At 46.5% G+C, this 23,794-nt stretch carries 27 protein-coding genes; all 27 read left to right on the top strand.

The window, feature by feature from the left end:
• The first annotated feature begins 24 nt into the window (after positions 1 to 24).
• Complete coding sequence (locus HNY42_RS11300; RefSeq protein ID WP_131502600.1) at positions 25 to 345, top strand: putative DNA-binding protein; 321 nt, start codon at positions 25 to 27, stop codon at positions 343 to 345.
• 11 nt (positions 346 to 356) lie between these two features.
• Positions 357 to 1,709 carry a signal recognition particle protein gene (gene ffh / locus HNY42_RS11295; protein WP_026827987.1) on the top strand — a complete coding sequence of 451 codons (1,353 nt, stop codon included), beginning with the start codon at positions 357 to 359 and terminating at the stop codon, positions 1,707 to 1,709.
• Positions 1,710 to 1,802: 93 nt separating this feature from the next.
• Positions 1,803 to 2,078, top strand: a complete 276-nt coding sequence (rpsP, locus tag HNY42_RS11290; protein WP_012370770.1) for a 30S ribosomal protein S16 — start codon at positions 1,803 to 1,805, stop codon at positions 2,076 to 2,078.
• A gap of 89 nt (positions 2,079 to 2,167) precedes the next feature.
• On the top strand, positions 2,168 to 2,677 hold the full coding sequence (gene rimM, locus HNY42_RS11285) for a ribosome maturation factor RimM (RefSeq protein WP_026827988.1): 510 nt from the start codon (positions 2,168 to 2,170) through the stop codon (positions 2,675 to 2,677).
• A complete protein-coding gene (gene trmD, locus HNY42_RS11280) occupies positions 2,674 to 3,402 on the top strand; it encodes a tRNA (guanosine(37)-N1)-methyltransferase TrmD (RefSeq protein WP_131972507.1) in 729 nt (242 codons plus the stop codon). Before rimM ends, trmD begins: the two co-directional genes overlap by 4 nt.
• 112 nt (positions 3,403 to 3,514) lie before the next feature.
• The gene (gene rplS, locus HNY42_RS11275) at positions 3,515 to 3,868 is read left to right on the top strand and encodes a 50S ribosomal protein L19 (protein WP_012370767.1); all 354 of its coding nucleotides are present in this window, start codon (positions 3,515 to 3,517) and stop codon (positions 3,866 to 3,868) included.
• 100 nt (positions 3,869 to 3,968) lie between these two features.
• Positions 3,969 to 4,508 carry a signal peptidase I gene (lepB, locus tag HNY42_RS11270; protein WP_131502599.1) on the top strand — a complete coding sequence of 180 codons (540 nt, stop codon included), beginning with the start codon at positions 3,969 to 3,971 and terminating at the stop codon, positions 4,506 to 4,508.
• Positions 4,509 to 4,722: 214 nt separating this feature from the next.
• A complete protein-coding gene (gene ylqF, locus HNY42_RS11265) occupies positions 4,723 to 5,589 on the top strand; it encodes a ribosome biogenesis GTPase YlqF (protein ID WP_114595485.1) in 867 nt (288 codons plus the stop codon).
• A 59-nt stretch (positions 5,590 to 5,648) separates the two neighbouring features.
• The gene (locus HNY42_RS11260) at positions 5,649 to 6,401 is read left to right on the top strand and encodes a ribonuclease HII (RefSeq protein ID WP_131502598.1); all 753 of its coding nucleotides are present in this window, start codon (positions 5,649 to 5,651) and stop codon (positions 6,399 to 6,401) included.
• 13 nt (positions 6,402 to 6,414) lie between these two features.
• The gene (locus HNY42_RS11255) at positions 6,415 to 7,293 is read left to right on the top strand and encodes a hypothetical protein (protein WP_131502597.1); all 879 of its coding nucleotides are present in this window, start codon (positions 6,415 to 6,417) and stop codon (positions 7,291 to 7,293) included.
• Positions 7,290 to 7,550: an EscU/YscU/HrcU family type III secretion system export apparatus switch protein gene (locus tag HNY42_RS11250; protein ID WP_026827994.1), complete on the top strand. Its 261-nt coding sequence runs from the start codon at positions 7,290 to 7,292 to the stop codon at positions 7,548 to 7,550. The genes HNY42_RS11255 and HNY42_RS11250 overlap by 4 nt, the downstream gene beginning before the upstream one ends.
• Positions 7,551 to 7,638: 88 nt before the next feature.
• A complete protein-coding gene (sucC, locus tag HNY42_RS11245; protein ID WP_188004509.1) occupies positions 7,639 to 8,799 on the top strand; it encodes an ADP-forming succinate--CoA ligase subunit beta in 1,161 nt (386 codons plus the stop codon).
• Between the two features lie 13 nt (positions 8,800 to 8,812).
• On the top strand, positions 8,813 to 9,727 hold the full coding sequence (gene sucD, locus HNY42_RS11240) for a succinate--CoA ligase subunit alpha (protein ID WP_114595489.1): 915 nt from the start codon (positions 8,813 to 8,815) through the stop codon (positions 9,725 to 9,727).
• 64 nt (positions 9,728 to 9,791) lie between these two features.
• A complete protein-coding gene (dprA, locus tag HNY42_RS11235; RefSeq protein ID WP_188004508.1) occupies positions 9,792 to 10,601 on the top strand; it encodes a DNA-processing protein DprA in 810 nt (269 codons plus the stop codon).
• 65 nt (positions 10,602 to 10,666) lie between these two features.
• A complete protein-coding gene (gene topA, locus HNY42_RS11230; protein WP_131502595.1) occupies positions 10,667 to 12,763 on the top strand; it encodes a type I DNA topoisomerase in 2,097 nt (698 codons plus the stop codon).
• A 3-nt stretch (positions 12,764 to 12,766) separates the two neighbouring features.
• Complete coding sequence (trmFO, locus tag HNY42_RS11225) at positions 12,767 to 14,071, top strand: FADH(2)-oxidizing methylenetetrahydrofolate--tRNA-(uracil(54)-C(5))-methyltransferase TrmFO (RefSeq protein WP_131972510.1); 1,305 nt, start codon at positions 12,767 to 12,769, stop codon at positions 14,069 to 14,071.
• Positions 14,072 to 14,242: 171 nt separating this feature from the next.
• A complete protein-coding gene (locus tag HNY42_RS11220) occupies positions 14,243 to 15,121 on the top strand; it encodes a tyrosine-type recombinase/integrase (protein WP_131502593.1) in 879 nt (292 codons plus the stop codon).
• Positions 15,090 to 15,686 carry an ATP-dependent protease subunit HslV gene (gene hslV / locus HNY42_RS11215; protein WP_369835017.1) on the top strand — a complete coding sequence of 199 codons (597 nt, stop codon included), beginning with the start codon at positions 15,090 to 15,092 and terminating at the stop codon, positions 15,684 to 15,686. The genes HNY42_RS11220 and hslV overlap by 32 nt, the downstream gene beginning before the upstream one ends.
• Positions 15,679 to 17,049 (top strand): ATP-dependent protease ATPase subunit HslU, encoded by a 1,371-nt coding sequence (gene hslU / locus HNY42_RS11210; RefSeq protein WP_131502592.1) that lies wholly within the window; start codon positions 15,679 to 15,681, stop codon positions 17,047 to 17,049. Before hslV ends, hslU begins: the two co-directional genes overlap by 8 nt.
• 16 nt (positions 17,050 to 17,065) lie before the next feature.
• Complete coding sequence (gene codY / locus HNY42_RS11205; protein ID WP_012370753.1) at positions 17,066 to 17,845, top strand: GTP-sensing pleiotropic transcriptional regulator CodY; 780 nt, start codon at positions 17,066 to 17,068, stop codon at positions 17,843 to 17,845.
• A 246-nt stretch (positions 17,846 to 18,091) separates the two neighbouring features.
• On the top strand, positions 18,092 to 18,457 hold the full coding sequence (gene flgB / locus HNY42_RS11200; RefSeq protein ID WP_251138585.1) for a flagellar basal body rod protein FlgB: 366 nt from the start codon (positions 18,092 to 18,094) through the stop codon (positions 18,455 to 18,457).
• A 3-nt stretch (positions 18,458 to 18,460) separates the two neighbouring features.
• Entirely contained in the window at positions 18,461 to 18,859 is a 399-nt protein-coding gene (gene flgC / locus HNY42_RS11195) for a flagellar basal body rod protein FlgC (protein WP_131502590.1), read from the top strand.
• 15 nt (positions 18,860 to 18,874) lie between these two features.
• On the top strand, positions 18,875 to 19,162 hold the full coding sequence (gene fliE, locus HNY42_RS11190) for a flagellar hook-basal body complex protein FliE (protein ID WP_131502589.1): 288 nt from the start codon (positions 18,875 to 18,877) through the stop codon (positions 19,160 to 19,162).
• 28 nt (positions 19,163 to 19,190) lie between these two features.
• Positions 19,191 to 20,759, top strand: coding sequence for a flagellar basal-body MS-ring/collar protein FliF (fliF, locus tag HNY42_RS11185; protein ID WP_131972511.1), 1,569 nt, complete (start codon positions 19,191 to 19,193; stop codon positions 20,757 to 20,759).
• 4 nt (positions 20,760 to 20,763) lie between these two features.
• Complete coding sequence (gene fliG, locus HNY42_RS11180; RefSeq protein ID WP_131972512.1) at positions 20,764 to 21,771, top strand: flagellar motor switch protein FliG; 1,008 nt, start codon at positions 20,764 to 20,766, stop codon at positions 21,769 to 21,771.
• A complete protein-coding gene (locus HNY42_RS11175) occupies positions 21,755 to 22,480 on the top strand; it encodes a FliH/SctL family protein (protein ID WP_131972513.1) in 726 nt (241 codons plus the stop codon). Before fliG ends, HNY42_RS11175 begins: the two co-directional genes overlap by 17 nt.
• On the top strand, positions 22,473 to 23,786 hold the full coding sequence (fliI, locus tag HNY42_RS11170; protein ID WP_131972514.1) for a flagellar protein export ATPase FliI: 1,314 nt from the start codon (positions 22,473 to 22,475) through the stop codon (positions 23,784 to 23,786). Before HNY42_RS11175 ends, fliI begins: the two co-directional genes overlap by 8 nt.
• Positions 23,787 to 23,794 lie beyond the last annotated feature (8 nt).

Below are 23,794 nucleotides of genomic sequence, written 5' to 3'. Positions count from 1 at the left end.
CTTAACAACCGCGGAGGTGTTCGAATGACACTTGATAAGACGAACCGGATGAATTATCTGATTGACTTTTATCAGGAGCTTTTGACGCCGAAACAACGGAATTATATGTCACTCTATTACTTAGATGACTTTTCGTTAGGTGAAATCGCCGATGAGTTTGAAGTCAGCCGACAAGCAGTCTACGACAACATAAAACGTACGGAAGCGATGCTTGAACAATATGAAGAACGACTGAGTTTGTTCGCAAAGTATGAACAGCGAAAGATACTTCTTGATCAGTTGAAGCAACTAGACCTTCCGAGCGAAGCTCACGTGACCATTATGGCACTCGAGCAATTAGAGTAGGGGGCAATTTCATGGCATTCGAAGGATTATCGGAACGGCTTCAAGCCAGTCTCGCTAAAATGCGGGGTAAAGGTAAGATTTCTGAAGCGGACGTAAAAGAAATGATGCGTGAGGTTCGCCTTGCGTTATTAGAAGCTGACGTCAACTTCAAAGTCGTCAAACAATTCGTAAATGATGTGAAAGAACGTGCAGTCGGGCAAGATGTCATGACGTCTCTCACGCCAGGTCAGCAAGTCGTCAAAATCGTCCATGACGAATTGACGAAACTGATGGGGTCAGAAGTTTCTCCATTGACGTTATCGAACCGTCCGCCAACCGTCATCATGATGACCGGTTTGCAAGGGGCAGGTAAGACGACGACAGTTGGAAAACTTGCGAATCATTTACGGAAGAAACAAAATCGCAGTCCACTGCTCGTTGCAGCGGATATTTACCGACCGGCTGCGATCAAACAGCTCGAGACATTAGGAAAACAACTCGAACTGCCTGTTTTCTCAATGGGAGATCAGGTCAGTCCACAAGAGATTGTCACTAATGCCCTCGACTATGCAAAAGAGCATCACCACGATATCGTGTTGATCGATACGGCGGGACGCTTACATATCGACGAGGACCTCATGCAGGAACTGGTTGATGTGAAAGAAATCGCCAAACCGAATGAAATCTTCCTTGTCGTCGATTCGATGACGGGTCAGGATGCCGTCAATGTCGCCGAAAGCTTTAATGAAAAGCTCGGTGTGACAGGTGTCATCTTGACGAAGCTCGACGGGGATACTCGAGGCGGAGCAGCACTCTCCATCAAGGCAGTCACCGGAGCACCGATTAAGTTCGTCGGTCTTGGAGAGAAGCTGGACGCAATCGAGCCATTCTATCCGGAGCGGATGGCGTCACGGATTCTCGGCATGGGAGATATGCTGACGCTGATTGAAAAAGCGGAGTCTCAAATGGACGCGACACGCGCCAAAGAGCTCGAAGGCAAAATGCGCGATGCATCGTTCACGTTTGACGATTTCATCGAGCAGTTACAGCAAGTGAAACAGATGGGTCCTTTGGATGAGTTGTTAGGAATGATTCCGGGTGCCGGTAAAGGAAAGATGAAGGGTCTGAAAAATGCCCAAATCGATGAGAAGCAACTTGTTTATGTCGAAGCGATTATTCAATCGATGACAAAACGAGAGCGGACTGAACCGGAAATTCTCAATGCGAGTCGTCGGAAACGGATTGCGCGCGGCAGTGGTCGTAGCATTCAAGAAGTGAACCGATTGATCAAGCAATTTGAAGACATGCGGAAGATGATGAAACAATTCTCCGGCCAAATGGGCAAAGGGAAAAAGAAAGGCGGCTTTGGCCTCCCATTCTTCTAAAAGTCTTTTCACTTTTGCTGGAACGTTGTATACTAGTGAAGTTGTCAATTTGACTAAACCAAAAAATTATTTATTATCTGGAGGGACTTACGAATGGCAGTTAAAATTCGTCTTAAGCGCATGGGCGCAAACAAATCACCTTTCTACCGTGTGGTAGTAGCAGACTCACGTGCACCACGTGATGGCCGTTTCATCGAGCAAATCGGATACTACAACCCGGTTGCTAAACCAGAAGCAGAAGTAAAACTTAACGAAGAGCTTGCTCTTAAATGGCTCGCTGAAGGTGCTAAACCTTCAGACACAGTTCGTAACCTCTTCTCAAAAGCTGGTATCATGGAGAAATTCCACAACGCGAAACTCGCGAAGTAAGACGATTGGAGGTGAGCGAAAGCTTACCTCCTTTTTGTATGGCAAAATAATAACGGGAAACAAGACTTGTGAATAAGGAAGTGGAACAGATGGAATGGTTGGAAGTCGCAAAAATCGCCAACACGCACGGCTTGAAAGGCGAATTGAAACTACTGGCAAGCACAGATTTTCCGGAACAGCGCTTTAAAGTCGGCAATGATGTATTTTTAGAATCAAACGGAACATACACACCGTTTACGATCAGCAGTTACCGGAAACACAAACAGTTCATTATGGTGACGTTCAAAGGAATGCAACACATCAATGATGTCGAGAAATATAAAGGCTCGAAGTTGTATGTTCAGCCGGAAGCCTTACAGGAGCTCGGAGAACATGAATTTTATTATCATGAAATCATCGGCTGTACGGTCTTCGACGGTGAGAACGAAATCGGTGTCGTCTCTGATATTTTAGAAACGGGAGCGAATGACGTTTGGACAATCAAACGTCCTGGTAAAAAAGATGTTCTGATTCCCTATATCGAACAAGTCGTCGCCTCAATCGACGTCGAAGCAAAACGGATTCAAATCACACCGTTACCGGGTTTGATCGAAGGATGAACATCACGGTCCTGACGCTATTTCCGGAAATGTTCACGGCGCTCAATCACTCAATTGTCGCCCGTGCGCAAGAGGAGAAGCGGATTGAACTCAACTATGTCAATTTCCGGGACTATTCGACGAATCGTCATGGGCGCGTCGATGATTCTCCATACGGTGGAGGAGCCGGAATGTTATTGACTCCCCAACCGGTGTTTGACGCGATTGCGGCATTGCCAGAAGCCAACCGGCGAATCATTGCTCTGACACCGACGGGGCGGCGATTTGATCAGCGTCTTGCGGAAGAATGGTCAACCGAAACGGAGCTCGTCTTTTTGTGCGGTCATTACGAAGGCTTTGACCAACGGATCCATGATGAGCTCGTGACGGACGAAGTGTCGCTCGGTGACTTTGTTTTGACGGGCGGGGAACTTGCCGCGATGACGATGATTGACGCCACCGTACGCCTGTTACCGGATGTCCTTGGGAAATCAGCCAGTCATGAAGACGACTCGTTTTCGACCGGATTGCTCGAGTATCCGCATTATACGCGTCCGGCTGACTTTCGGGGTTTAGTGGTTCCGGATGTCTTATTGTCCGGCAATCATGCCCGGATCGAAACATGGCGACGTGAACAGGCATTGAAACGTACGCTTGAACGGCGACCGGATTTACTTGAACAGGCCGATTTGTCCGAGGCTGACCGTCGTTACTTGCAATCAATTTCAGGATTGTCAAACGACTGAAACTGTGATAAGTTAAAACATGTGGCAAAAGCCACCTATTAACGATGTTCCGCTGTTGGATGCCAAGGGCAAATGAAGATACGAACATTGGTGAAAAAAGGAGAAATCATTCATGAACACACAACAATTGTTCCGTGAAATTACACAAGAACAAATCAAGTCAGACGTCCCTGCATTCCGTCCTGGTGATACAGTCCGCGTCCACGTTAAAGTCGTCGAGGGTACGCGTGAGCGGATCCAGCTTTTCGAAGGCGTAGTCATCAAACGTCACGGTGGCGGCATCAGCGAAACGTTTACAGTTCGTAAGATTTCTTACGGAGTTGGCGTTGAGCGTGCATTCCCGCTTCACTCACCACGTGTTGCGCAAATCGAAGTCGTTCGTTACGGTAAAGTCCGTCGTGCGAAACTTTACTACCTCCGTAACCTTCGCGGTAAAGCGGCTCGTATTAAAGAAATTCGTCGTTAATCATGTGAAAAAGTGGCTTGTCTCCGGACAAGCTTCTTTTTTTTACCGTTTATGCGTATACTAGGTTTAGGCAAGAGATTGAGTTGAAGGAGTGGAACGCGTGAAGGAGTTATTTAGTTGGATCAAGGCGCTGGTCGTGGCGCTCGTAATTGCGTTCATCATCCGAACGTTTTTATTCGTTCCGGTCATTGTAGACGGCGAATCGATGATGCCGACGTTACACAATTCGGACCGAATGATTGTCAATAAGGTTCCTTATTATTTCAATGAACCGGAACGGGGAGACATCGTCGTCTTCCATGCAACGGAAACACGGGATTACATCAAACGTGTGATTGCTGTTCCAGGTGATACGATGTACTACAAAGATGATACGTTATACGTCAACGATAAAAAAGTCGAGGAACCTTATTTGAACGAGTTTAAGGCGCAGATGAACGGTGTTCCGTTAACAGAAGACTTTACATTGGAAGAAAAAACAGCACAAACGACCGTTCCCAAAGGAAAAGTATTTGTAATGGGAGATAATCGTCAAAACTCGAAAGACAGCCGGGACATCGGTTTTGTAGACGAAGACCAAATCGTCGGTACGACGAACTTCGTTTTTTATCCGTTTAATGATGTTCGATCGGTCAATTGATGATTTCAGCAAGTAATTAAGAAACGGAGTTCACTGCATGTGGACTCCGTTTTTTTGTTCGGACCGGCACAGGGTTCTTTTCTGGCGAAAAGTTGCGTATACTAGAGAATGGATCGTTTCTCTCGAACAGGCAGTGGATCGGTCACACGAGACACGATGTATAAATCGTTCATTATTAGCAGTCCAAGCACTATGAAAACTTGAGGTGGAAGAAATGACAATACAATGGTTCCCGGGACACATGGCGAAAGCACGCCGTGAAGTCACGGAAAAATTAAAGTTGATTGATGTCGTCATCGAATTGGTGGATGCGCGGTTACCGATGTCGAGCCGTAATCCGATGGTCGAACAAATCACAGCAGGAAAACCGCGACTGATCGTCCTGAATAAATCAGACATGGCTGATGCCCGTCTGACCGAAAAGTGGATGCAGGCACTGCGGAAGGATGGTGTCGACGTCATCGCAGTCGATGCGAAGCATAACAAAGGGTTAGGACAGATTCATGAAGGTGCCTTACGCCTGATGAAAGACAAACATGACCGGATGCGGGATAAAGGGCGGAATCCAAGTGCGATTCGAGCTTTGATCATCGGAATTCCGAACGTCGGGAAATCAACGTTGATCAATCGGTTGGCTGGACGGAACATCGCGATTACAGGCGACCGTCCAGGTGTGACGAAACGTCAACAATGGATCAAAATGAAGACGGGTGAGATGGAACTGCTTGATACACCGGGAATTCTCTGGCCGAAGTTTGATGACCAGCTTGTCGGCTACCGGTTAGCGGCAACGGGCGCCATTAAGGATGATATCCTGAATATTGATGATATTGCCTTGTTTGCAATCCGTGAGTTGATGACTCGTTATCCGGAACAATTAAAACTGCGTTATCGTCTCAAGGAAATCACGGGAGAAGCTGTTGATGTATTAGAAGCCATCGGAAAAAACCGTGGTTTCGTAACCGGCGGCTATGTCGACTTTGAGCGGACAAGTGAAATGTTACTTCACGAGCTCCGAACGGAGAAAATTGGTCGGGTTACGCTCGAGACCGTCGAAGAGTGGGCGACTGTTACAGAATAAGACAGGCTTGGACTTCTCGAGATGAGAAATCCAAGCTTTTTTCGAAAAGGAGTCAAATCATGAACATTACTGAAATCAAAGCACGATTAGCAATCGTCTCACAGGGAGAATTTGAACAAGTAAAAATCGAATTCGCACAAGATACCCGAAAAGGAGTCGTCGCTGCCCTGAAACAAGCAGAACGCCGGTTGTTAAACGAAGAGCAACAACGACTTCAGTTTCAAGAACGATCGTGTTTTGAAGACCAGTACCGCGCGCAAGGTCACCAGCGTATTGCTGGAGTGGATGAGGTCGGTCGGGGACCGCTTGCGGGTCCGGTCGTCGCAGCAGCTGTTATTTTACCAGTGGATTTTTATCATCCCGGGCTGACAGATTCAAAACAGATGTCGAAAAAACAACGACTTGCTGCATATGAGCATATTCAGGAAGTCGCAGAAGTCGCAATCGGTATCGTCGAACCGGAAGAAATTGACCGGATCAACATTTACCAGGCCTCTAAACAGGCTATGCAGCAGGCTGTCGCTCAATTGACGCCGGATGCCCTGTTAGTGGACGCGATGACGCTTGATGTCGATCTCCCACAGGAATCCTTGATCAAAGGGGATGCCCGGAGCATCTCGATTGCAGCAGCAAGTGTCGTCGCGAAAGAAACACGGGATACGATGATGGAACAATACGCCATGATCTACCCGGAATATGGCTTTGACCAACATGCCGGATACGGGACGGCACAACACTTACAGGCACTCGACCGTGTAGGTGTGACGCCGATTCACCGGAAGACATTTAAACCGGTCCTCGACCGACTTTAGGAGGTGAGCTATCGTGCAGATTGAGCATCGTGCCTTATTGCCCTTTAAAATTATTGATTCGGCTAACCAACCGTTGCGTGAAGGGGCAAACGTCATCGGTAAAGTATTGAAACTGCTTCCGGACGGTCTGATGGAACTGCAAGTCGGACAACGTGTCTTGACGGCGGGAACGACAGCCGAGCTAAAAGAAGGAGCGACCTACCGGTTTCTGGTCACGAGTACAGATGGACAGCCCGTTTTAAAAATTGTTTCACAGGAAACCAGTTCTCCGAAATTACCGGTGCTTCCGACATTTGATCGGATTGCTCCACTTTCAGCGGAATCCGTCCCGCAAACGACACGAGAGGTGTTGCAACAGCTGGGTCAAAAAGTGATGGAGGGATCCGGAACAGCCTTCAAACAAGCCATCATCGAGTTGGTTCAACTCGCTCGGAGTGCGGATGGTACAACAGAGGGGCAGCTCGACCGGAAGACGAGTGATCAGGTGCTGGCCCAACAGGTCATTCAAGCAACGAATGAAACCGGACGCGGTATATTTTTGTTTCAATTACCGCAATTTGGTCCTTTCGAAGAAGTCGACGTCACGATGGAGGCACCCTTTGATCAAAAAGAATTTAATCCGGATCACGCACGAATTGCTTTTTACTTAAAACTGCCGAAAGTCGGCGAAATTGCATTGGATTTATTAATCACGGATCGAAAAATCGCGATTTCCGTTTTTCATCCGGATGACCGGATTGCCGCTTTTATGTCCCACTATCAGCCGACCATCGAACAACGTTTGTACGAGCAGGGATATGATTTGATCCGCTTCGAACAAATAGAAGCGGAAAAAGAACGGATATCGTTCCAACCGACGGATCGAAACGGAAGGGTGGATTATCAGATATGAAAAAAGCCATCGCCTTATCATATGAAGAACAGATGCAGGCTCCTAAGGTCGTCGCGAAAGGATCAGAACGGGTGGCGGAGCGAATTCTCGAAGAAGCTCTCCAACACGGTATTCCGATACGGCAAGACGAGACGTTGGTCACATTGCTCGACGCCGTCCAAGTCTCAGAGCAAATTCCAAATGAATTATATGGGGTCATTGCCGAGTTATTCGCCTTTTTATATCAACTCGATCAAACAGGAATTTCGAAGAAATAAATGCTTTCGGTCGATAACGATAGACAGCGCTTCCAATTTTAACTACAATGAAAGAGCCGAAACTAAAGGGGTTAAGGGGGATTTTTTCATGAATGTACATGAATATCAGGCAAAAGAGTTACTTCGTTCGTACGGTGTACCTGTTCCGAACGGAATTGCAGCATTTACAGTTGAAGAAGCAGTCGATGCAGCAGAACAATTGTCAGGTCCGATCAAAGTCGTAAAAGCACAGATTCACGCAGGGGGTCGCGGTAAAGCCGGTGGTGTTAAATTGGCAAAATCGCAAGAAGAAGTGAAAGCATTCGCGACAGAGTTACTCGGCAAAACACTCGTCACGCATCAAACAGGTCCAGAAGGTAAAGTCATCCAACGTCTTCTTGTTGAGGAAGGTTGCGCGATTGACAAGGAATACTATCTCGGGATTGTCCTTGACCGTGTAACGGGACGTGTCGTCATCATGGGTTCAAGTGAAGGCGGAATGGATATTGAGGAAGTCGCAGAAGCAACTCCGGAAAAAATCATCAAAGAAGTGGTTGATCCGGCAGTTGGTTTACAAGCCTTCCAAGCGCGTAAATTGGCGTTTGCAATGGGTGTTCCGGTTAAACTTGTCAATAAATTCGTCGGTATGGTCACGAAATTGTATACATTCTTCGTCGATAAAGACTGCTCGATTGCTGAAATCAATCCACTCGTCACAACAAAAGACGGTGATGTCTTGGCACTTGATGCAAAACTCAACTTTGATTCAAACGCGTTATACCGTCATGCGGATGTCGTTGCACTCCGTGACGAGTCAGAAGAGGATCCACGTGAAGTGGAAGCTTCTAAAAATGACTTAAACTATATCGCACTCGACGGAAACATCGGATGTCTCGTCAACGGTGCAGGTCTCGCGATGGCGACGATGGATATCATCAAGCATTTCAGCGGCGATCCAGCAAACTTCCTTGATGTCGGTGGCGGTGCGACAAAAGAAAAAGTAACAGAAGCCTTTAAATTGATTTTATCGGATGAGAACGTCAAAGGGATTTTCGTTAACATCTTTGGTGGAATTATGAAGTGTGACGTCATTGCAGAAGGTATCGTTGCCGCAACAAAAGAAGTGGGCTTAGAATTGCCACTCGTCGTCCGTCTCGAAGGAACAAATGTCGATGCCGGGAAACAAATTCTCAAAGATTCAGGTCTAGCGATTACAGCAGCTACATCAATGGCAGACGGCGCAGAAAAAATTGCTGCGCTCGTGAAGTAAGGGGGAGCTAAGGATGAGTATTTGGGTAAATGAATCAACAAAAGTCATCATTCAAGGAATTACAGGGAATCAAGGGATGTTCCACGGCGAACAGATGATTGATTACGGAACGAACCTCGTCGGTGGCGTGACACCAGGTAAAGGTGGAACGGAAGTATTAGGAGTACCGGTCTTCGATACAGTAGCTCAGGCAGTCGAAAAGACAGCTGCCAATGCTTCAATCATCTATGTACCGCCTGCATTTGCAGCGGATGCCATCATGGAAGCAGCGGATGCAAACATCGCTTTGATCATTTGTATCACGGAAGGAATTCCGGTTCTTGATATGGTTAAAGTAAAACGTTATCTAGACGGAAAACCAGTCCGTCTGATCGGACCAAACTGTCCGGGTGTGATTACGCCAGGCGTTGCGAAACTTGGGATCATGCCAGGATACATTCATACTCCAGGTCACGTTGGAATCGTTTCACGTTCTGGAACATTGACGTACGAAGCAGTTCATCAATTGACGACAGCAGGAATTGGTCAATCAACAGCAGTAGGAATCGGTGGCGATCCGGTCAACGGAACAGATTTCATTGATACGCTTAAAGCGTTTAATGAAGATCCGGAAACAAAAGCCGTCATCATGCTGGGTGAAATCGGTGGAACGGCAGAAGAAGAAGCGGCTGAGTGGGTCAAAGCCAACATGACGAAGCCGGTCATCGGATTCATCGGTGGACAAACAGCACCTGAAGGCAAACGGATGGGTCATGCCGGTGCAATCATTTCAGGCGGTAAAGGAACTGCTGCAGAAAAAATCAAAACACTTCGTGCCAATGGTATCGAAGTAGCAGAAACGCCAGCTATCATCGGTGAGACGTTGATTCGTGTCATCAAAGAAGCCGGTATTTACGATGAATGTGTCACAGGTTCAACTGTGAACTAAACAAGATGTCAGCTGTCCTGATTTAATCAGGACGGCTTTCTTCTATATAAAAGGAGCGTAATGAATGGACAGAGAACTGTATGCACGTTTTGCGACTTGCCGGGTTCCGTATTCAATCGTTGTCTTGATCGAGCAGTACGGTCTTTTACCGGTAGAGGATTTACCCGTGTCAAGATCCATCAAAAACCGTTATCAGCAAGCCTTACAATTGGATCAAGTCCCAATGAACCTTCTTGTCCCCGGAGACCCGTGTTTTCCGATGTCGTTACTTCAGATTCCTCAGCCCGTTTATGGTCTTTTCTTCAGCGGTGATCCTTCCCTATTACAACAGCCGATGATCAGTATCATCGGAAGTCGTCAACCTTCTCCTTCTCACTCAAAACGTTTATCTTTCTTACGTCCCTTTTTTGAGTCTCCATTCGTCACGGTGTCAGGTGGCGCCCTTGGCATTGATTCTCTTGTACATCGTCTTTCCCTTAAACATCATCAAGCGACGATTGCTGTGTTAGCGAGCGGGTTTGATTACTTGTACCCCGTCCGGCATTCACGACTGTTCCAGCGCATTCAACAAGCCGGACTGCTTTTATCTGAGTATCCCGCTTCAACCCCAGTCAAGAAATATCAGTTTTTGGAACGAAACCGGATCATCTCGGGACTGGCGTCAGGATTGATTATCGTTGAGGCAACCCGGAAAAGCGGAACGATGAACACGGCAGGTCACGCGCTGGAACAGGGAAAAGACGTGTATTGTATCCCTGGTTGTCCAACAGAAAAACACTTTCAAGGGACAAATCAACTGATTGCGGAAGGGGCGATTCCGCTCTTGAATCCGGAAGAAGTTTCAAAAAGTATCTTGATGAACGTTGACAAATAGGAATCGAGACTACTATGATAAGTGAGATTAAAATACGAGTACGCCTCTAATAGGGAGCGATTGTAATGGCAAAATATTTAGTAATTGTCGAATCACCTGCAAAGGCAAAAACCATCAAACGTTATCTCGGTTCAAACTATACCGTGAAAGCTTCGATGGGACATGTCATCGACTTACCGAAAAGTCAAATGGGTGTTGACGTAGAACATGATTATGAACCAAAGTATATTACGATTCGTGGTAAAGGTCCGGTTTTAAAAGAATTAAAAACGGCCGCTAAAAAAGCACAAAAAATCTATCTCGCAGCCGACCCGGACCGCGAAGGGGAAGCAATCGCTTGGCATTTAGCGAAAGCCCTCGGTGTCGATGAATCGACAGAATGCCGGGTCGTCTTTAATGAAATCACGAAAGACGCCATCAAAGATTCGTTCAAGAGACCCCGCAAGATCAACTACGATCTTGTCGATGCACAACAGGCACGGCGTATCTTGGACCGTCTCGTCGGTTACAGCATGAGTCCGTTACTCTGGAAGAAAATTAAAAAGGGCTTGTCAGCAGGACGTGTTCAATCGGTTGCCGTGAAGATGATCATTGACCGCGAGCAAGAAATCAATGCCTTTTTACCAGAAGAATATTGGACGATCAAACTAGAGCTTGATGCCAATGGTGAAAAGCTCGAAGCCAACTTCTACGGGATTGACGGGAAGAAACGTGAATTGCACTCAGAAGAGGAAGTCAATGAAGTATTGGCAAAACTTTCAGAGTCCTTCACGGTCGACTCCGTCACGAAAAAAGAGCGTCGCCGGAATCCAGCCTTGCCGTTTACGACGAGTTCGCTCCAACAAGAAGCAGCCCGCAAGCTGAACTTCCGTGCGAAGAAGACGATGATGATTGCCCAGCAATTATATGAAGGAATCGAGCTCGGCAAAGAAGGAACGGTCGGTTTGATTACGTACATGCGGACCGATTCAACCCGGACATCCGAAACCGCCAACATCGAAGCGCAGGGGTTCATCGAAAATGCATACGGGAAAGAATACATCGCTGTCGAAAAACGGAAAGAGAAAAAAGCAGCGAATTCGCAAGATGCCCACGAAGCTGTTCGTCCGACATCGACGATGCGTGACCCGCAACTTGTCAAATCGTATTTATCCCGCGATCAGTTCCGGTTATACAAATTGATTTGGGAACGGTTCGTTGCGAGTCAAATGGCTCCGGCTGTTCTCGATACAGTCAAAGTCGACTTGGTCTCAAATGATGTCATGTTCCGGGCAAACGGTTCGACGGTCAAATTTGCCGGATTCATGAAAGTCTATATTGAAGATACAGACGATGAGACGGTAACGGACGTCAAGGACGGTTTGTTGCCGCCGCTTGAAGACGGTGAAGTCTTGGAGCAGGAAATGATTGAGCCGAAACAACACTTTACGCAACCACCACCGCGGTATACCGAGGCACGCCTCGTCCGGGCGATGGAAGAACTTGGGATTGGTCGTCCGTCGACGTATGCGCCGACACTCGATACGATCCAAAAACGTGGTTACGTGACGCTCGAAGAGAAAAAATTCCTGCCGACCGAACTCGGGGAACTGGTCATCGATATGATCAGTGATTATTTCCAAGAATTCATCACCGTTCAATTTACGGCGGATATGGAAGCGTTGCTCGATGCAATCGAAAAAGGGGACATGCAGTGGACGGAAGTCGTCGATCCGATTTATAAATCGTTCGAAAAGCGTCTGACACGTGCAGAAGCCGAAATCGAAAAAATCGAAATTAAAGACGAACCGGCCGGAGAAGATTGTGAAGTCTGCGGACACGCGATGGTCATCAAGATGGGCCGTTATGGAAAATTCATGGCGTGCTCAAACTTCCCGGAATGTCGGAACACGAAGCCGATTCAAGTTGAGATTGGTGTTAAATGTCCGACGTGTGGAACAGGTGAGATCGTGGAACGCCGGAGTAAAAAAGGACGCTTATTCTACGGCTGTTCGAATTATCCGGAATGTGAATTCGTCTCATGGGATAAACCGGTCGAAGAACCATGTCCGGTTTGTAGCAGTATGATGGTACAAAAGAAAATCAAGAACGGTGTGAAAGTAGAATGTACGTCTTGCGGACATCATGAAACACGCATCGATCAGGAGCAAGAGGAGGAATGACCGATGAAACGGGTAACCGTAATCGGCGCCGGTCTCGCAGGTTCTGAAGCAGCATGGCAACTTGCGAAACGTGGTGTACAAGTAGATTTATATGAAATGCGACCAGTCAAGCAGACACCTGCTCACCATACCGATCAATTTGCAGAACTCGTCTGCTCGAACTCACTTCGAGCTAATCAACTGACAAATGCAGTCGGTGTATTAAAAGAAGAAATGCGACAACTCGACTCACTTATCCTCAAGGCTGCCGATCTTGCGAGTGTGCCGGCAGGTGGTGCGCTTGCTGTCGATCGACATGACTTTGCCGGATACGTGACGGAAACGTTAAAAAATCATCCGAACGTCACGGTTCATCATGAGGAACTTGAAGCGATTCCGGATGGTCCGACCATCGTCGCGACAGGTCCTTTAACAAGTGCCTCCTTATCCGAATCCCTTAAGCAGTTCACCGGAGAAGATTACCTGTACTTCTTTGATGCTGCCGCACCGATTCTTGACGGCGATACGATTGACCGCGATAAAGTATATTTAAAGTCACGTTATGATAAAGGGGAAGCAGCTTACTTGAACTGTCCGATGACAGAAGAAGAGTTTATGCATTTCCACAATGAGTTGATTCAAGCGGAAGTCGTTCCGTTAAAAGAATTCGAGAAGGAAATCTACTTCGAAGGATGCATGCCATTTGAAGTATTAGCGTCACGCGGACCGAAGACACTTTTATTCGGACCGATGAAGCCGGTTGGTCTTGAAGATCCGAAAACGGGTGAACGTCCGTATGCCGTCGTTCAACTTCGTCAGGATAACTCAGCCGGGACATTGTTTAACCTCGTCGGATTCCAAACGCATCTGAAGTGGGGCGAACAAAAACGGATCATCCGTTTGATTCCAGGTCTTGAAAATGCTGAAATCGTTCGTTATGGTGTCATGCACCGGAATACGTTTGTCAATTCACCGAACTTGTTGCAACCGACGTATCAGACACGAACACGTCCGGATCTATTCTTTGCCGGTCAGATGACAGGTGTCGAAGGATACGTCGAATCAGCTGCTTCCGGTTTGACGGCAGGTATCAATGCGGCTCGTTTAGTTAATGAAGCGGAGCCGATCGCCTTCCCGAAGGAAACGATGATGGGTGCGATGGCGCATTACATCACGACGACGGAAGGAAAGAACTTCCAGCCGATGAATGCAAACTTCGGACTTGTACCGGGACTTGCCAACCAAACCGGTCGAATGAAGAAACCAGAAAAATATGCGCTTCTTGCCGAGCGGGCATTGGAAGCAATCAAAGACTTTACCGATATGTAAGTAAGATGGGGGAGAAGGCGCAATTCAGCGTTCTTTTCTCCCATTTCTTAATTTGTCATAAAAGCGTGATAATTTTGTTATTTTTCCGGTTTTTGGTCTATTGTCAGACTACTTACGGTGTGCTATGCTAAGGGCGATTCGAGTATGAAATGGTTAGAAGGGGGCTCATCAATGGGAGTAGACTCAGAGTTTGACGTACTGCGAAAATCGTTTTTACGGTATGTACACATCGAGCGTCAATTATCTCCAAATACGGGCCGCTCTTATGATCAAACACTTCGACAATACGCCGCTTTTTGCCTCGATCATCAGCTGAGATCGATTGAATTGGCAACTGCACGGCGTTATTTGTTTGCTCTTTATGATCAAAAAGCATCTAAATCAACGATCGCTCAAAAAGTATCTTGTTTGAAACAGTTCGGACGTTTTGTGACGCGGGATACGAATGACGTCAATCCTTTTGAGGGATTGAAGGCACCCAAACGTGTCCAAACGCTACCGACGTTTTTAGTACCATCAGAATACGAACGATTTTTAGAAGTTTTCCGAACGTCGGATTCATTAGGGGTACGGAATGTGGCATTGATTGAGTTGCTGTATGCGTCAGGAATGCGTGTCAGCGAATTAGCCGGATTGAACGTAAAAGATTTAGATCCGGACTTGGAATATGTGCATGTATACGGAAAAGGACGAAAAGAACGGATTACACCAATCGGATCATTTGCGAGAAAAGCCTTATCCGAGTATTTGATGAAACGACAACCGGCCGAGGATGAAGCACAAGCCGTTTTTCTTTCTCGTTCAGGTCGCCGTTTGACAACGGACGGGATTCGGAAAATCTTAAAAAAGGCAGATCCCTTTTTATCGAAACATGTGACACCACATGCTTTACGACATAGTTTCGCGACCGATTTACTGGAACGTGGAGCAGATTTACGAGCGGTGCAAGAATTGCTTGGGCATGCTTCATTATCGACGACAGGGCAATATACACACGTCACGACGGAGCGGCTACGACATGTTTATCAGCAAGCGCATCCGCGTGCCTAAGGGAGGAAATAGCATGTTTCATGCAACGACGATTTTTGCGATTCAACATAACGGTCAATCTGCAATGAGCGGGGATGGACAAGTGACTTTTGGTAATCAAGTCATCATGAAGAAAAGTGCAAAAAAAGTCCGACGTCTCTATGGTGGAAAAGTGATTGCAGGGTTTGCAGGAAGTGTAGCCGATGCTTTTACATTATTCGAAAAGTTTGAAGCAAAACTTGAGATGTACAACGGGAACCTGCAACGAGCTGCCGTGGAATTAGCAAAGGAATGGCGGGGCGATAAAATGTTACGCCAGCTGGAAGCTTTGTTACTTGTCATGGATGGAACACATTTACTTCTTGTTTCAGGTAACGGAGAAGTCATCGAACCCGATGACGGGATTTTGGCCATCGGTTCAGGCGGAAACTATGCGCTTGCCGCGGGTCGGGCACTGGCTCGGCACGCTGCACACATGACGGCCGAGGAAATCGCCCGCGCTGCTCTTGAAACAGCAGGGGAGTTATGTGTATTCACGAATGATCAAATCATTTTAGAAACGATTGGGGGAAGTGCAGATGCATGAATTTACACCGAGACAAATCGTGGAAAAACTAAATGAACATGTTATTGGTCAAGCGGACGCGAAACGAGCCGTCGCGATTGCACTCCGAAATCGTTACCGCCGTCAGTTGCTCGATCCGAGTCTGCGTGATGAAGTGACACCGAAAAACATCTTGATGATCGGACCGACAGGAGTCGGGAAAACGGAAATTGCCCGTCGACTTGCTAAACTGGTCCGTGCACCGTTCGTTAAAATCGAAGCTACGAAATTCACGGAAGTCGGTTATGTCGGACGTGACGTTGAATCAATGGTCCGTGATTTAGTCGAAGCTTCACTACGGCTTGTCAAAGACGAGAAAAAGGAAGCTTTGAAAGAGCGTGCTGAAGCGGTTGCGAATGAACGAATCGTCGATGCCCTTGTCGGTAAAAAAGCTTCGACTGGTCTTGGCGGAGGAAATCCGTTTGAGATGCTGTTCGGTGGAACTCAAAAACCGCCCGAGCAGGAAACTGCCAGCGATACAGCCGATCGATCCGTCATTCGTCAACAATTGTTTCAAGGTCAACTAGAAGACCGCATGATTGATGTGGACATTGAAGAACGCCAAATGGATTTGTTCTCCGGACAACAAGGTATGGAAGGTCTTGCGAATCTGCAGGATATGCTCGGACAAGTCATGCCGAAAAAAACAAAGAAACGTCAGCTGAGTGTCAAAGAGGCACGTCCGATTTTGACAGCAGAAGAAGCGGAACGATTACTCGATTTAAATGAAGTCCACGATGAAGCTGTTCGTCGTGCTGAACAGATGGGAATTATCTTCGTCGATGAAATCGACAAGATTGCAACGAAGGGGCAAGATAGTGCTGGTGTATCACGTGAAGGCGTGCAGCGTGATATCTTACCAATCGTCGAAGGATCGACTGTCGTGACGAAGTATGGTCCTGTGAAGACGGATCATATGTTATTCATTGCAGCCGGGGCTTTCCATATGGCAAAACCATCCGATTTGATTCCGGAGCTGCAAGGACGTTTTCCGATCCGGGTGGAACTCGACAGTCTGACCGAAGATGACTTTGTTAAAATTTTGACGGAGCCTAATCAAGCATTGCTGAAACAATACAAGGCTTTGCTTGGAGCGGAGCAAGTCCATGTCACGTTTACCGAAGACGCGATTCGTCAAATTGCACGGATTGCGGCACAAGTAAATGATGAAACAGATAATATCGGTGCTCGCCGTTTATATACCATCATGGAACGTGTATTAGAAGAATTATCGTTTGAAGCGGCAGAGATGCCAGAGACAGACGTCACCATCACACCACAATATGTCATGGACCGCGTCGGAAAAGTAGCAGATGATCGTGACTTAAGTCAGTTCATCTTATAAGTGGAGGAAGAAAATCATGAATTTATTGGCAAAAACACGAAAGCTCAACACGATGTTACAACAAGAAGCAAGCACACATGTCGACTTTAAGGTCATGGCAGATCGTTTAAGTGAAGTTATGGAATCAAATACCTTTATCGTCAGCCGTCGTGGAAAGTTATTAGGAATTGCGATTAAACAACAAATCGAGAATGCACGGATTCGTGGATTCCTTGAAGAGCGTCAGTTTCCGGAAGATTATACGAAAAAATTGTTTAATGTGACGGAAACGACAGCGAACATCGCAATCGACAGTGAGCATACAGCTTTCCCGATCGATAACCGCGATATGTTCGAGACATCAAAAACGACGATTGTTCCGATCATCGGTGGCGGTGAGCGACTTGGAACACTTGTCCTTGGCCGGATGCTCGAAGATTTTAATGAAGAGGACTTGGTGCTTGCGGAATACGGAGCAACAGTTGTCGGAATGGAAATCTTACGTGAGAAAGCTCATGAAGCGGAAGATAAAGCGCGGAAGAAAGCCGTCGTTCAAATGGCAATCAATTCTTTATCGTATTCGGAACTTGAAGCCATCGAACATATCTTCGAAGAGTTGGACGGAAACGAAGGATTACTCGTGGCCTCTAAAATTGCCGATCGTGTCGGCATCACGCGTTCAGTCATCGTCAATGCGTTGCGGAAACTTGAAAGTGCCGGCGTCATCGAGTCCCGTTCGCTTGGTATGAAAGGGACATATATCAAGATTTTAAATGACAATTTCCTCTATGAGTTAGAGCGCATTAAATCGAACTAAAAAAAGGAAGAATTAGAATTTAAAAGAAGACCTAGTAAAGTACTAGGTCTTCTTTTTTTTATAGGTATTATTTATCATTTTTATAAGAAAAGGGTTTAAAAAGCGAAATACTAACATCTCATTCCCCTATTTTTCAAAAAACTTCTTTTCAAACATTGACCTATTTGTTTCAATTATTTCAGATATGTTACTAACCGCTTACTTTATAATACTAATTTTTACCAGATAAATAGAGGTGGAGGTTGAATGATGAACTGGCTTGGTTCAGATTATGCAACAATGACACAGGCCGTCGATCGGACGGTAGCTGCGCAGAAAGTAATTTCAGCAAATATTGCGAACGTCGATACGCCTGGATATAAATCAAAGCGCGTAGTGTTCGGAGATGTCTTGGATTCTGAAATGAAAATGAGTTTAAAACGACACGCGACGATCGGTACGTCAGGAAGTATCGTCGAACAATCGTCTGCTATGCGTAACGATGGGAATGGGGTCGATATTGACCTCGAAATGTCTGAATTATCACGCAATCAAATTGAGTACGAAGCATTGGTCGAACAATTGAACCGGAAATTTTCCGGAATCCAGTCTGTCATCCGGGGAGGACGTTAATTCATGAGTATGTTTTCAGGTTTTCATACGTCCGCAACGGGATTGACGGCACAGCGTCTGCGACTCGATACCGTCTCTGCGAATATCGCCAATGCTCAGACGACACGCGGTGAGCTAGTTGACGGAGAATGGCAACCATATGCCCGCAAATTAGCCGTTTTGAAAGAAACAGGCAACGGGGTGACAGTCAGCGAGATTCGAAAAGATCAAGAACCATTCAAATTGGAATACAATCCGAATCATCCAGATGCGGATGAACTGGGATACGTTAAAATGCCGAACGTCGATCTACTGAAGGAAATGGTCGACATGATGGGGGCGACACGTTCTTATGAAGCGAACGTCACGGCGTTGAATGCAACAAAAGCAATGTTGGTTAAAGCGATGGAAATCGGCAAGTAAGAAGGAGATGACACGATGGCGATTCAACCGATTCAAAGTATGCAAATGGTCTTACCGTCTCAATCGGTTACCAAAACGACACCAAGTGATTTCAGTGAAGTATTGAGTCAGGCCATGAACGGTCTGAACGAGGCGCAACAAGCCTCTTCGCAAGCACGAGTAGATCTTGCGACTGGAAAAACGACAGACTTACATAACATCATGATCAAAACAGAAGAAGCATCGCTTTCTATGCAACTCGCTATCGAAGTCCGGAATAAAGGCATCGAAGCATACCAAGAAATGATGCGTATGCAACTGTGATTGTTGAGGAAAGCGTGGGAGATGTTTGATGAATGAAGGACTAAAAACGCGCTTTGGCGCATTAAAAATGACATGGCAGGAATGGTCGCTCGTTAAAAAAGCAACGATCATCGGAATTATCTTATTTCTAATTGCAGCTATCATTGTTGCAGCCATTTGGTTAAGTAAACCAACGATGACACCGCTCTACTCAAAGTTGTCACCACAAGAGGCTGGGCAAGTGACTGAGAAATTAAATGAAGATGGTGTACAGTCCGAAGTCGTCAGTGGGACAGACGGTGTAACGATTCTTGTACCGGAAGAAAGTGCCGAAAACTTAAAAGTGGAGTTGGCGACAGCTGGAATACCTAAATCAGGTCAAATCGATTATTCATTCTTCAGCGAAAACGCCGGATTTGGAACAACAGATAAGGAAATGAACATTCTCGAGCGGGACACGATGCAGACGGAATTAGAAAATCTGATTACGCAAGTCAACGGGATTGATGCTGCGAAGGTCATGATTACATTACCGGAAAAAAGTGTTTTCTTATCAGATAAAGAAGAGACGTCAACTGTCTCAGTCGTCTTGACATCAAGCGCCGGCAGCGACTTGAATCAGCAGACGGTTCAAGGTCTGTATCATCTGATTGCGAAAAGTATCCCGAATCTAAAAGAAGAAAACATTACCATCATGGATCAGTACTTTACGTATTATGAGCCGGGTAAGGGAGCACAGACTGCAGGAGGAACGGATCCGATGCAGCTGAAGAAAACGACGGAAAAAGATTTACGCCAACAAATTCAGCAGATGCTGTCAGTCGTTCTCGGTCCACAAAAAGCACTGGTTTCTGTTACCGCAGATGTCGATGTCACGCAACGGCAAGAGGAACAAAAATTAGTTGAACCGGTTGATCCTGATAAAATCGAGGGAATCGTGACATCGGCAGAGAAAGTCGCTGAAGCGTATACGGGAGCGGCAAATGAAGGAACTGCAGGAACGGGTGAGAATGAGACCATTAACTTCCCGCAAGGTACAGGTACGGCAGGAGACACAAGTGAGAAGACGCACGATATCATCAATTACGAAGTCAATCGAATCACAAAACAGATTACCGGTGCGCCGTATGAAATTCGGGATTTAGGAATTCAAGTCATCGTTGAGCCACCTAAAGGACAAAATCAAATTGATCCGCAACTTCAAACAGATTTACAGACTATGATGTATTCGATCATTCGTACTTCACTGACGAAGACGGATGCGAAGACGACCTTAACCGATGCAGAGCTTGCGAATAAAGTCGTCGTCATGTCAAGACCATTTGCCGAGACACCGAAACAGACAGTAACAACGGAAACAACACCGATGTGGGTCTGGTTTGCATTAGGTGCCGCAGCACTGGTCGTAGTAGGAGCCATCTTCCTGTTGATGCGTAGAAGAAGAACAGCTGAAATTGAGGAACTGGAAGAATGGACTCCGATTGAGACAGAGATTCCTGAACTGTCGACAGAGGACACAAGTGAAGGAACGGTCAAACGGAAACAGCTTGAGAAGCTTGCCGCATCCAATCCGGATGAATTTGCGAAGTTGTTACGCACCTGGTTAGCGGAGGATTGATGAGATGAAGAAGTTAGAGATGAGTAGTCGGGAAAAAGCCGCCATTTTAATGATTTCGCTTGGTCCGGAAGTCGCGGCCAGCGTATACAAACATTTGTCTGAAGAAGAAATGGAATGGCTGACATTACAGATTTCGAGCATGAAACGGATTGATCCGGATGAGAAGCTCGAAGTGTTAGAAGAATTCCATGAATTAGCGACAGCGCAAAATTATATCACGCAAGGTGGTATCGGATTCGCCAAATCCGTGTTGGAAAAAGCATTAGGTGAAGAGAAGGCGATGGAACTCATTTATCGTTTGACGTCGACGCTTCAAGTGAGACCGTTTGAATTTGCCCGCAAAGCGGATCCGAAACAATTGCTGAACTTCATTCAAAATGAACATCCGCAGACCATTGCCTTGGTCTTGGCGCATCTGGATCCGGTCAAATCGGGACAAATTTTATCAGAACTTCCGGCAGAAGCCCAGTCAGATGTCGCCCGACGGATTGCAACGATGGACCGGATGAATCCAGAAATCATCAGTGAAGTCGAACAAATTCTTGAACGGAATTTATCGCAAGCAGGAATGCAGGATTATGCCCAATCTGGCGGAATCGAGGCAGTAGTTCAAGTCTTGAACGGTGTCGATCGGACGACGGAACGAACGATTCTCGATACGCTTGAAATTCAGGATCCAGAGTTGGCGGAAGAAATCAAAAAGCGGATGTTTGTCTTTGAAGATATCGTTACGCTCGACGCACGTGCCATCCAACGGATTATCCGGGAAGTTTCGAATGAAGACTTATTGCTTTCACTTAAAGTTTCATCGGAAGATGTCAAAGAAATGGTGTACCGCAATATGTCCCAGCGAATGGTCGAATCGTTCAAAGAGGATATGGAATTCATGGGACCTGTACGCTTACGGGATGTCGAAGAAGCACAAAGTCGTATTGTTGGCATCATCCGTCGCCTAGAAGATATGGGTGAGATCGTGGTAGCCCGTGGTGGAGGAGATGATATCGTTGTCTAACGTCATTAAGCGTCAAGTTGTTTTCGACCGGACGCAACGAACGATTTTCCATCAGACGGAATCCGAGCAGGTGACTGAAACCGAACCGCTTGTTTCTTATGACGAGATGATGCGGGAAGGACAAGCCCAACTAAAGCAACAGCAGCTGTTGATCGAACAACAAGAACAAACACGGCGGGCTGATTTGGAGCAAGAGCGGCTTCTCGTGTTTGAAGAAGCGAGACAACAGGGTTACAAAGAAGGGTATCAGTCGGGTCAACAAGCTGGACAAACACAATACGAACAACGGATTGAGGAAACAAATCAACTTGCGAACCGGCTCGAACAGATGTTTTCAGAACGAGTCCTCCTGATGGAAGATGAATTGTGTGCACTGGCCCTTCAATTGACACATCAGTTTTTGGAGCAGCTTCACGATAAGGATGAAGAAGCACTTTATCAGACGATTCAACAGTTGATTCTTCAATTTAGAGATCGCGAAAAATTGATTGTCTATACATCAGCTGAAGATTTTGAACGGGTTGTCTTACTGGATGAACGGTTACAGACCATTTTAGGAGGGACGGCAACAATCCGTTTACGGATTGATCCCGAGCTTCCTGCACGAGATTTCCGGATTGATTCAGAGAACGGTGCCATCACGGGTGGATTGTCAATCGGTTATCAACGATTAATGGAGCAACTCACCGAGGTGTTACACGATGTATAAACTCAAACAGTTACAAGCAGCGATTCGAGATGTTCGTCGGGAAGAACTTGTCGAGCATTCTGGTAAAGTCGTTCAAGTCATTGGCTTGATGATTGAATCACGTGGTCCGACAGCTGTTGCCATCGGCGAGCGGTGCTTGATCCGGATTCATCGTGGAGACGAGATTGAGGCAGAAGTCGTTGGATTTCGAGAAGGACATGTACTATTGATGCCTTATGGTGAAACGACGGCCATTGCACCGGGATCGATTGTCATCGCAACAGGAAAACCGCTTCATGTTCCTGTCGGAGATGATTTGATCGGGAAAGTCCTGGATGGTCTCGGACGTTCGCTAGACGGGAAATCACTGGCGCATTTACGGACGACTTCAATTGTCCGTAAGCCGCCAAGTCCACTCGATCGTCCGCGGATCGATCAAGTGTTATCGACAGGTATTCGTGCCATCGACGGTTTATTGACCGTCGGACAAGGGCAACGAGTCGGACTATTCGCAGGATCGGGTGTCGGTAAATCGACATTACTCGGTATGATTGCCAAACGATCGACGGCTGATATTAATGTCATCGCCTTAATCGGTGAACGGGGCCGTGAAGTGAAGGAATTCATTGAGGCGGAGTTAGGTGAGGAAGGCATGAGCCGTTCGATCATCGTCGTAGCGACGAGTGATCAGCCGCCACTCGTTCGACTCAAAGGAGCGTATACGGCAACGGCAATCGCTGAATATTTTCGGGATCAAGGAAAAAATGTCGTATTGATGATGGACTCCGTCACACGTTTTGCCATGGCTCAACGTGAAATTGGCCTGGCGACCGGTGAACCACCTGCTTCGAAGGGATATACACCGAGTGTATTCGCCTTACTTCCACAACTGTTGGAACGAAGCGGGAAAACGACAGAAGGTTCCATTACGGCATTTTATACCGTACTGGTTGACGGCGATGATATGAATGAACCGATTGCGGATGCGGTCCGCGGAATTCTTGATGGTCATTTTGTCCTCGACCGAAATCTCGCTAATAAAGGACAATATCCGGCGATTCACATCTTACGCTCCATCAGCCGGGTCATGAATCAAATTACTTCGACCGAACATAAAGATAGTGCGATTACGTTCAGACAGTTATTGTCGACATACCTCGATGCCGAGGATTTAATCAATATCGGTGCTTATAAAAGTGGTACAAACCCTGACATTGATCGGGCTGTTGAAAAATATCCTGAATTGATCGGTTTTTTAAAACAACGGGTGGAAGAAAAAAGCCATTTCGAAGATGGCATGGATCGTCTGATTTCGACAATCCGTTAAGGGAGGGC

Origin of the sequence: Exiguobacterium sp. Helios (assembly GCF_014524545.1) — a bacterium.
GTDB lineage: Bacteria > Bacillota > Bacilli > Exiguobacteriales > Exiguobacteriaceae > Exiguobacterium_A.
The sequence above is the reverse complement of the archived record's forward strand: the minus strand, read 5'-3'. Positions and strand labels throughout refer to the sequence as shown.

What these genes read in the sequence shown, in the direction of transcription:
- HNY42_RS11300 (WP_131502600.1), top strand. Translation starts at nt 25, where the DNA reads ATGACACTTGATAAGACGAACCGGATGAATTATCTGATTGACTTTTAT.
- ffh (WP_026827987.1), top strand. Translation starts at nt 357, where the DNA reads ATGGCATTCGAAGGATTATCGGAACGGCTTCAAGCCAGTCTCGCTAAA.
- rpsP (WP_012370770.1), top strand. Translation starts at nt 1,803, where the DNA reads ATGGCAGTTAAAATTCGTCTTAAGCGCATGGGCGCAAACAAATCACCT.
- rimM (WP_026827988.1), top strand. Translation starts at nt 2,168, where the DNA reads ATGGAATGGTTGGAAGTCGCAAAAATCGCCAACACGCACGGCTTGAAA.
- trmD (WP_131972507.1), top strand. Translation starts at nt 2,674, where the DNA reads ATGAACATCACGGTCCTGACGCTATTTCCGGAAATGTTCACGGCGCTC.
- rplS (WP_012370767.1), top strand. Translation starts at nt 3,515, where the DNA reads ATGAACACACAACAATTGTTCCGTGAAATTACACAAGAACAAATCAAG.
- ylqF (WP_114595485.1), top strand. Translation starts at nt 4,723, where the DNA reads ATGACAATACAATGGTTCCCGGGACACATGGCGAAAGCACGCCGTGAA.
- HNY42_RS11260 (WP_131502598.1), top strand. Translation starts at nt 5,649, where the DNA reads ATGAACATTACTGAAATCAAAGCACGATTAGCAATCGTCTCACAGGGA.
- HNY42_RS11250 (WP_026827994.1), top strand. Translation starts at nt 7,290, where the DNA reads ATGAAAAAAGCCATCGCCTTATCATATGAAGAACAGATGCAGGCTCCT.
- sucC (WP_188004509.1), top strand. Translation starts at nt 7,639, where the DNA reads ATGAATGTACATGAATATCAGGCAAAAGAGTTACTTCGTTCGTACGGT.
- sucD (WP_114595489.1), top strand. Translation starts at nt 8,813, where the DNA reads ATGAGTATTTGGGTAAATGAATCAACAAAAGTCATCATTCAAGGAATT.
- dprA (WP_188004508.1), top strand. Translation starts at nt 9,792, where the DNA reads ATGGACAGAGAACTGTATGCACGTTTTGCGACTTGCCGGGTTCCGTAT.
- topA (WP_131502595.1), top strand. Translation starts at nt 10,667, where the DNA reads ATGGCAAAATATTTAGTAATTGTCGAATCACCTGCAAAGGCAAAAACC.
- trmFO (WP_131972510.1), top strand. Translation starts at nt 12,767, where the DNA reads ATGAAACGGGTAACCGTAATCGGCGCCGGTCTCGCAGGTTCTGAAGCA.
- HNY42_RS11220 (WP_131502593.1), top strand. Translation starts at nt 14,243, where the DNA reads ATGGGAGTAGACTCAGAGTTTGACGTACTGCGAAAATCGTTTTTACGG.
- hslV (WP_369835017.1), top strand. Translation starts at nt 15,090, where the DNA reads ATGTTTATCAGCAAGCGCATCCGCGTGCCTAAGGGAGGAAATAGCATG.
- hslU (WP_131502592.1), top strand. Translation starts at nt 15,679, where the DNA reads ATGCATGAATTTACACCGAGACAAATCGTGGAAAAACTAAATGAACAT.
- codY (WP_012370753.1), top strand. Translation starts at nt 17,066, where the DNA reads ATGAATTTATTGGCAAAAACACGAAAGCTCAACACGATGTTACAACAA.
- flgB (WP_251138585.1), top strand. Translation starts at nt 18,092, where the DNA reads ATGATGAACTGGCTTGGTTCAGATTATGCAACAATGACACAGGCCGTC.
- flgC (WP_131502590.1), top strand. Translation starts at nt 18,461, where the DNA reads ATGAGTATGTTTTCAGGTTTTCATACGTCCGCAACGGGATTGACGGCA.
- fliE (WP_131502589.1), top strand. Translation starts at nt 18,875, where the DNA reads ATGGCGATTCAACCGATTCAAAGTATGCAAATGGTCTTACCGTCTCAA.
- fliF (WP_131972511.1), top strand. Translation starts at nt 19,191, where the DNA reads ATGAATGAAGGACTAAAAACGCGCTTTGGCGCATTAAAAATGACATGG.
- fliG (WP_131972512.1), top strand. Translation starts at nt 20,764, where the DNA reads ATGAAGAAGTTAGAGATGAGTAGTCGGGAAAAAGCCGCCATTTTAATG.
- HNY42_RS11175 (WP_131972513.1), top strand. Translation starts at nt 21,755, where the DNA reads ATGATATCGTTGTCTAACGTCATTAAGCGTCAAGTTGTTTTCGACCGG.
- fliI (WP_131972514.1), top strand. Translation starts at nt 22,473, where the DNA reads ATGTATAAACTCAAACAGTTACAAGCAGCGATTCGAGATGTTCGTCGG.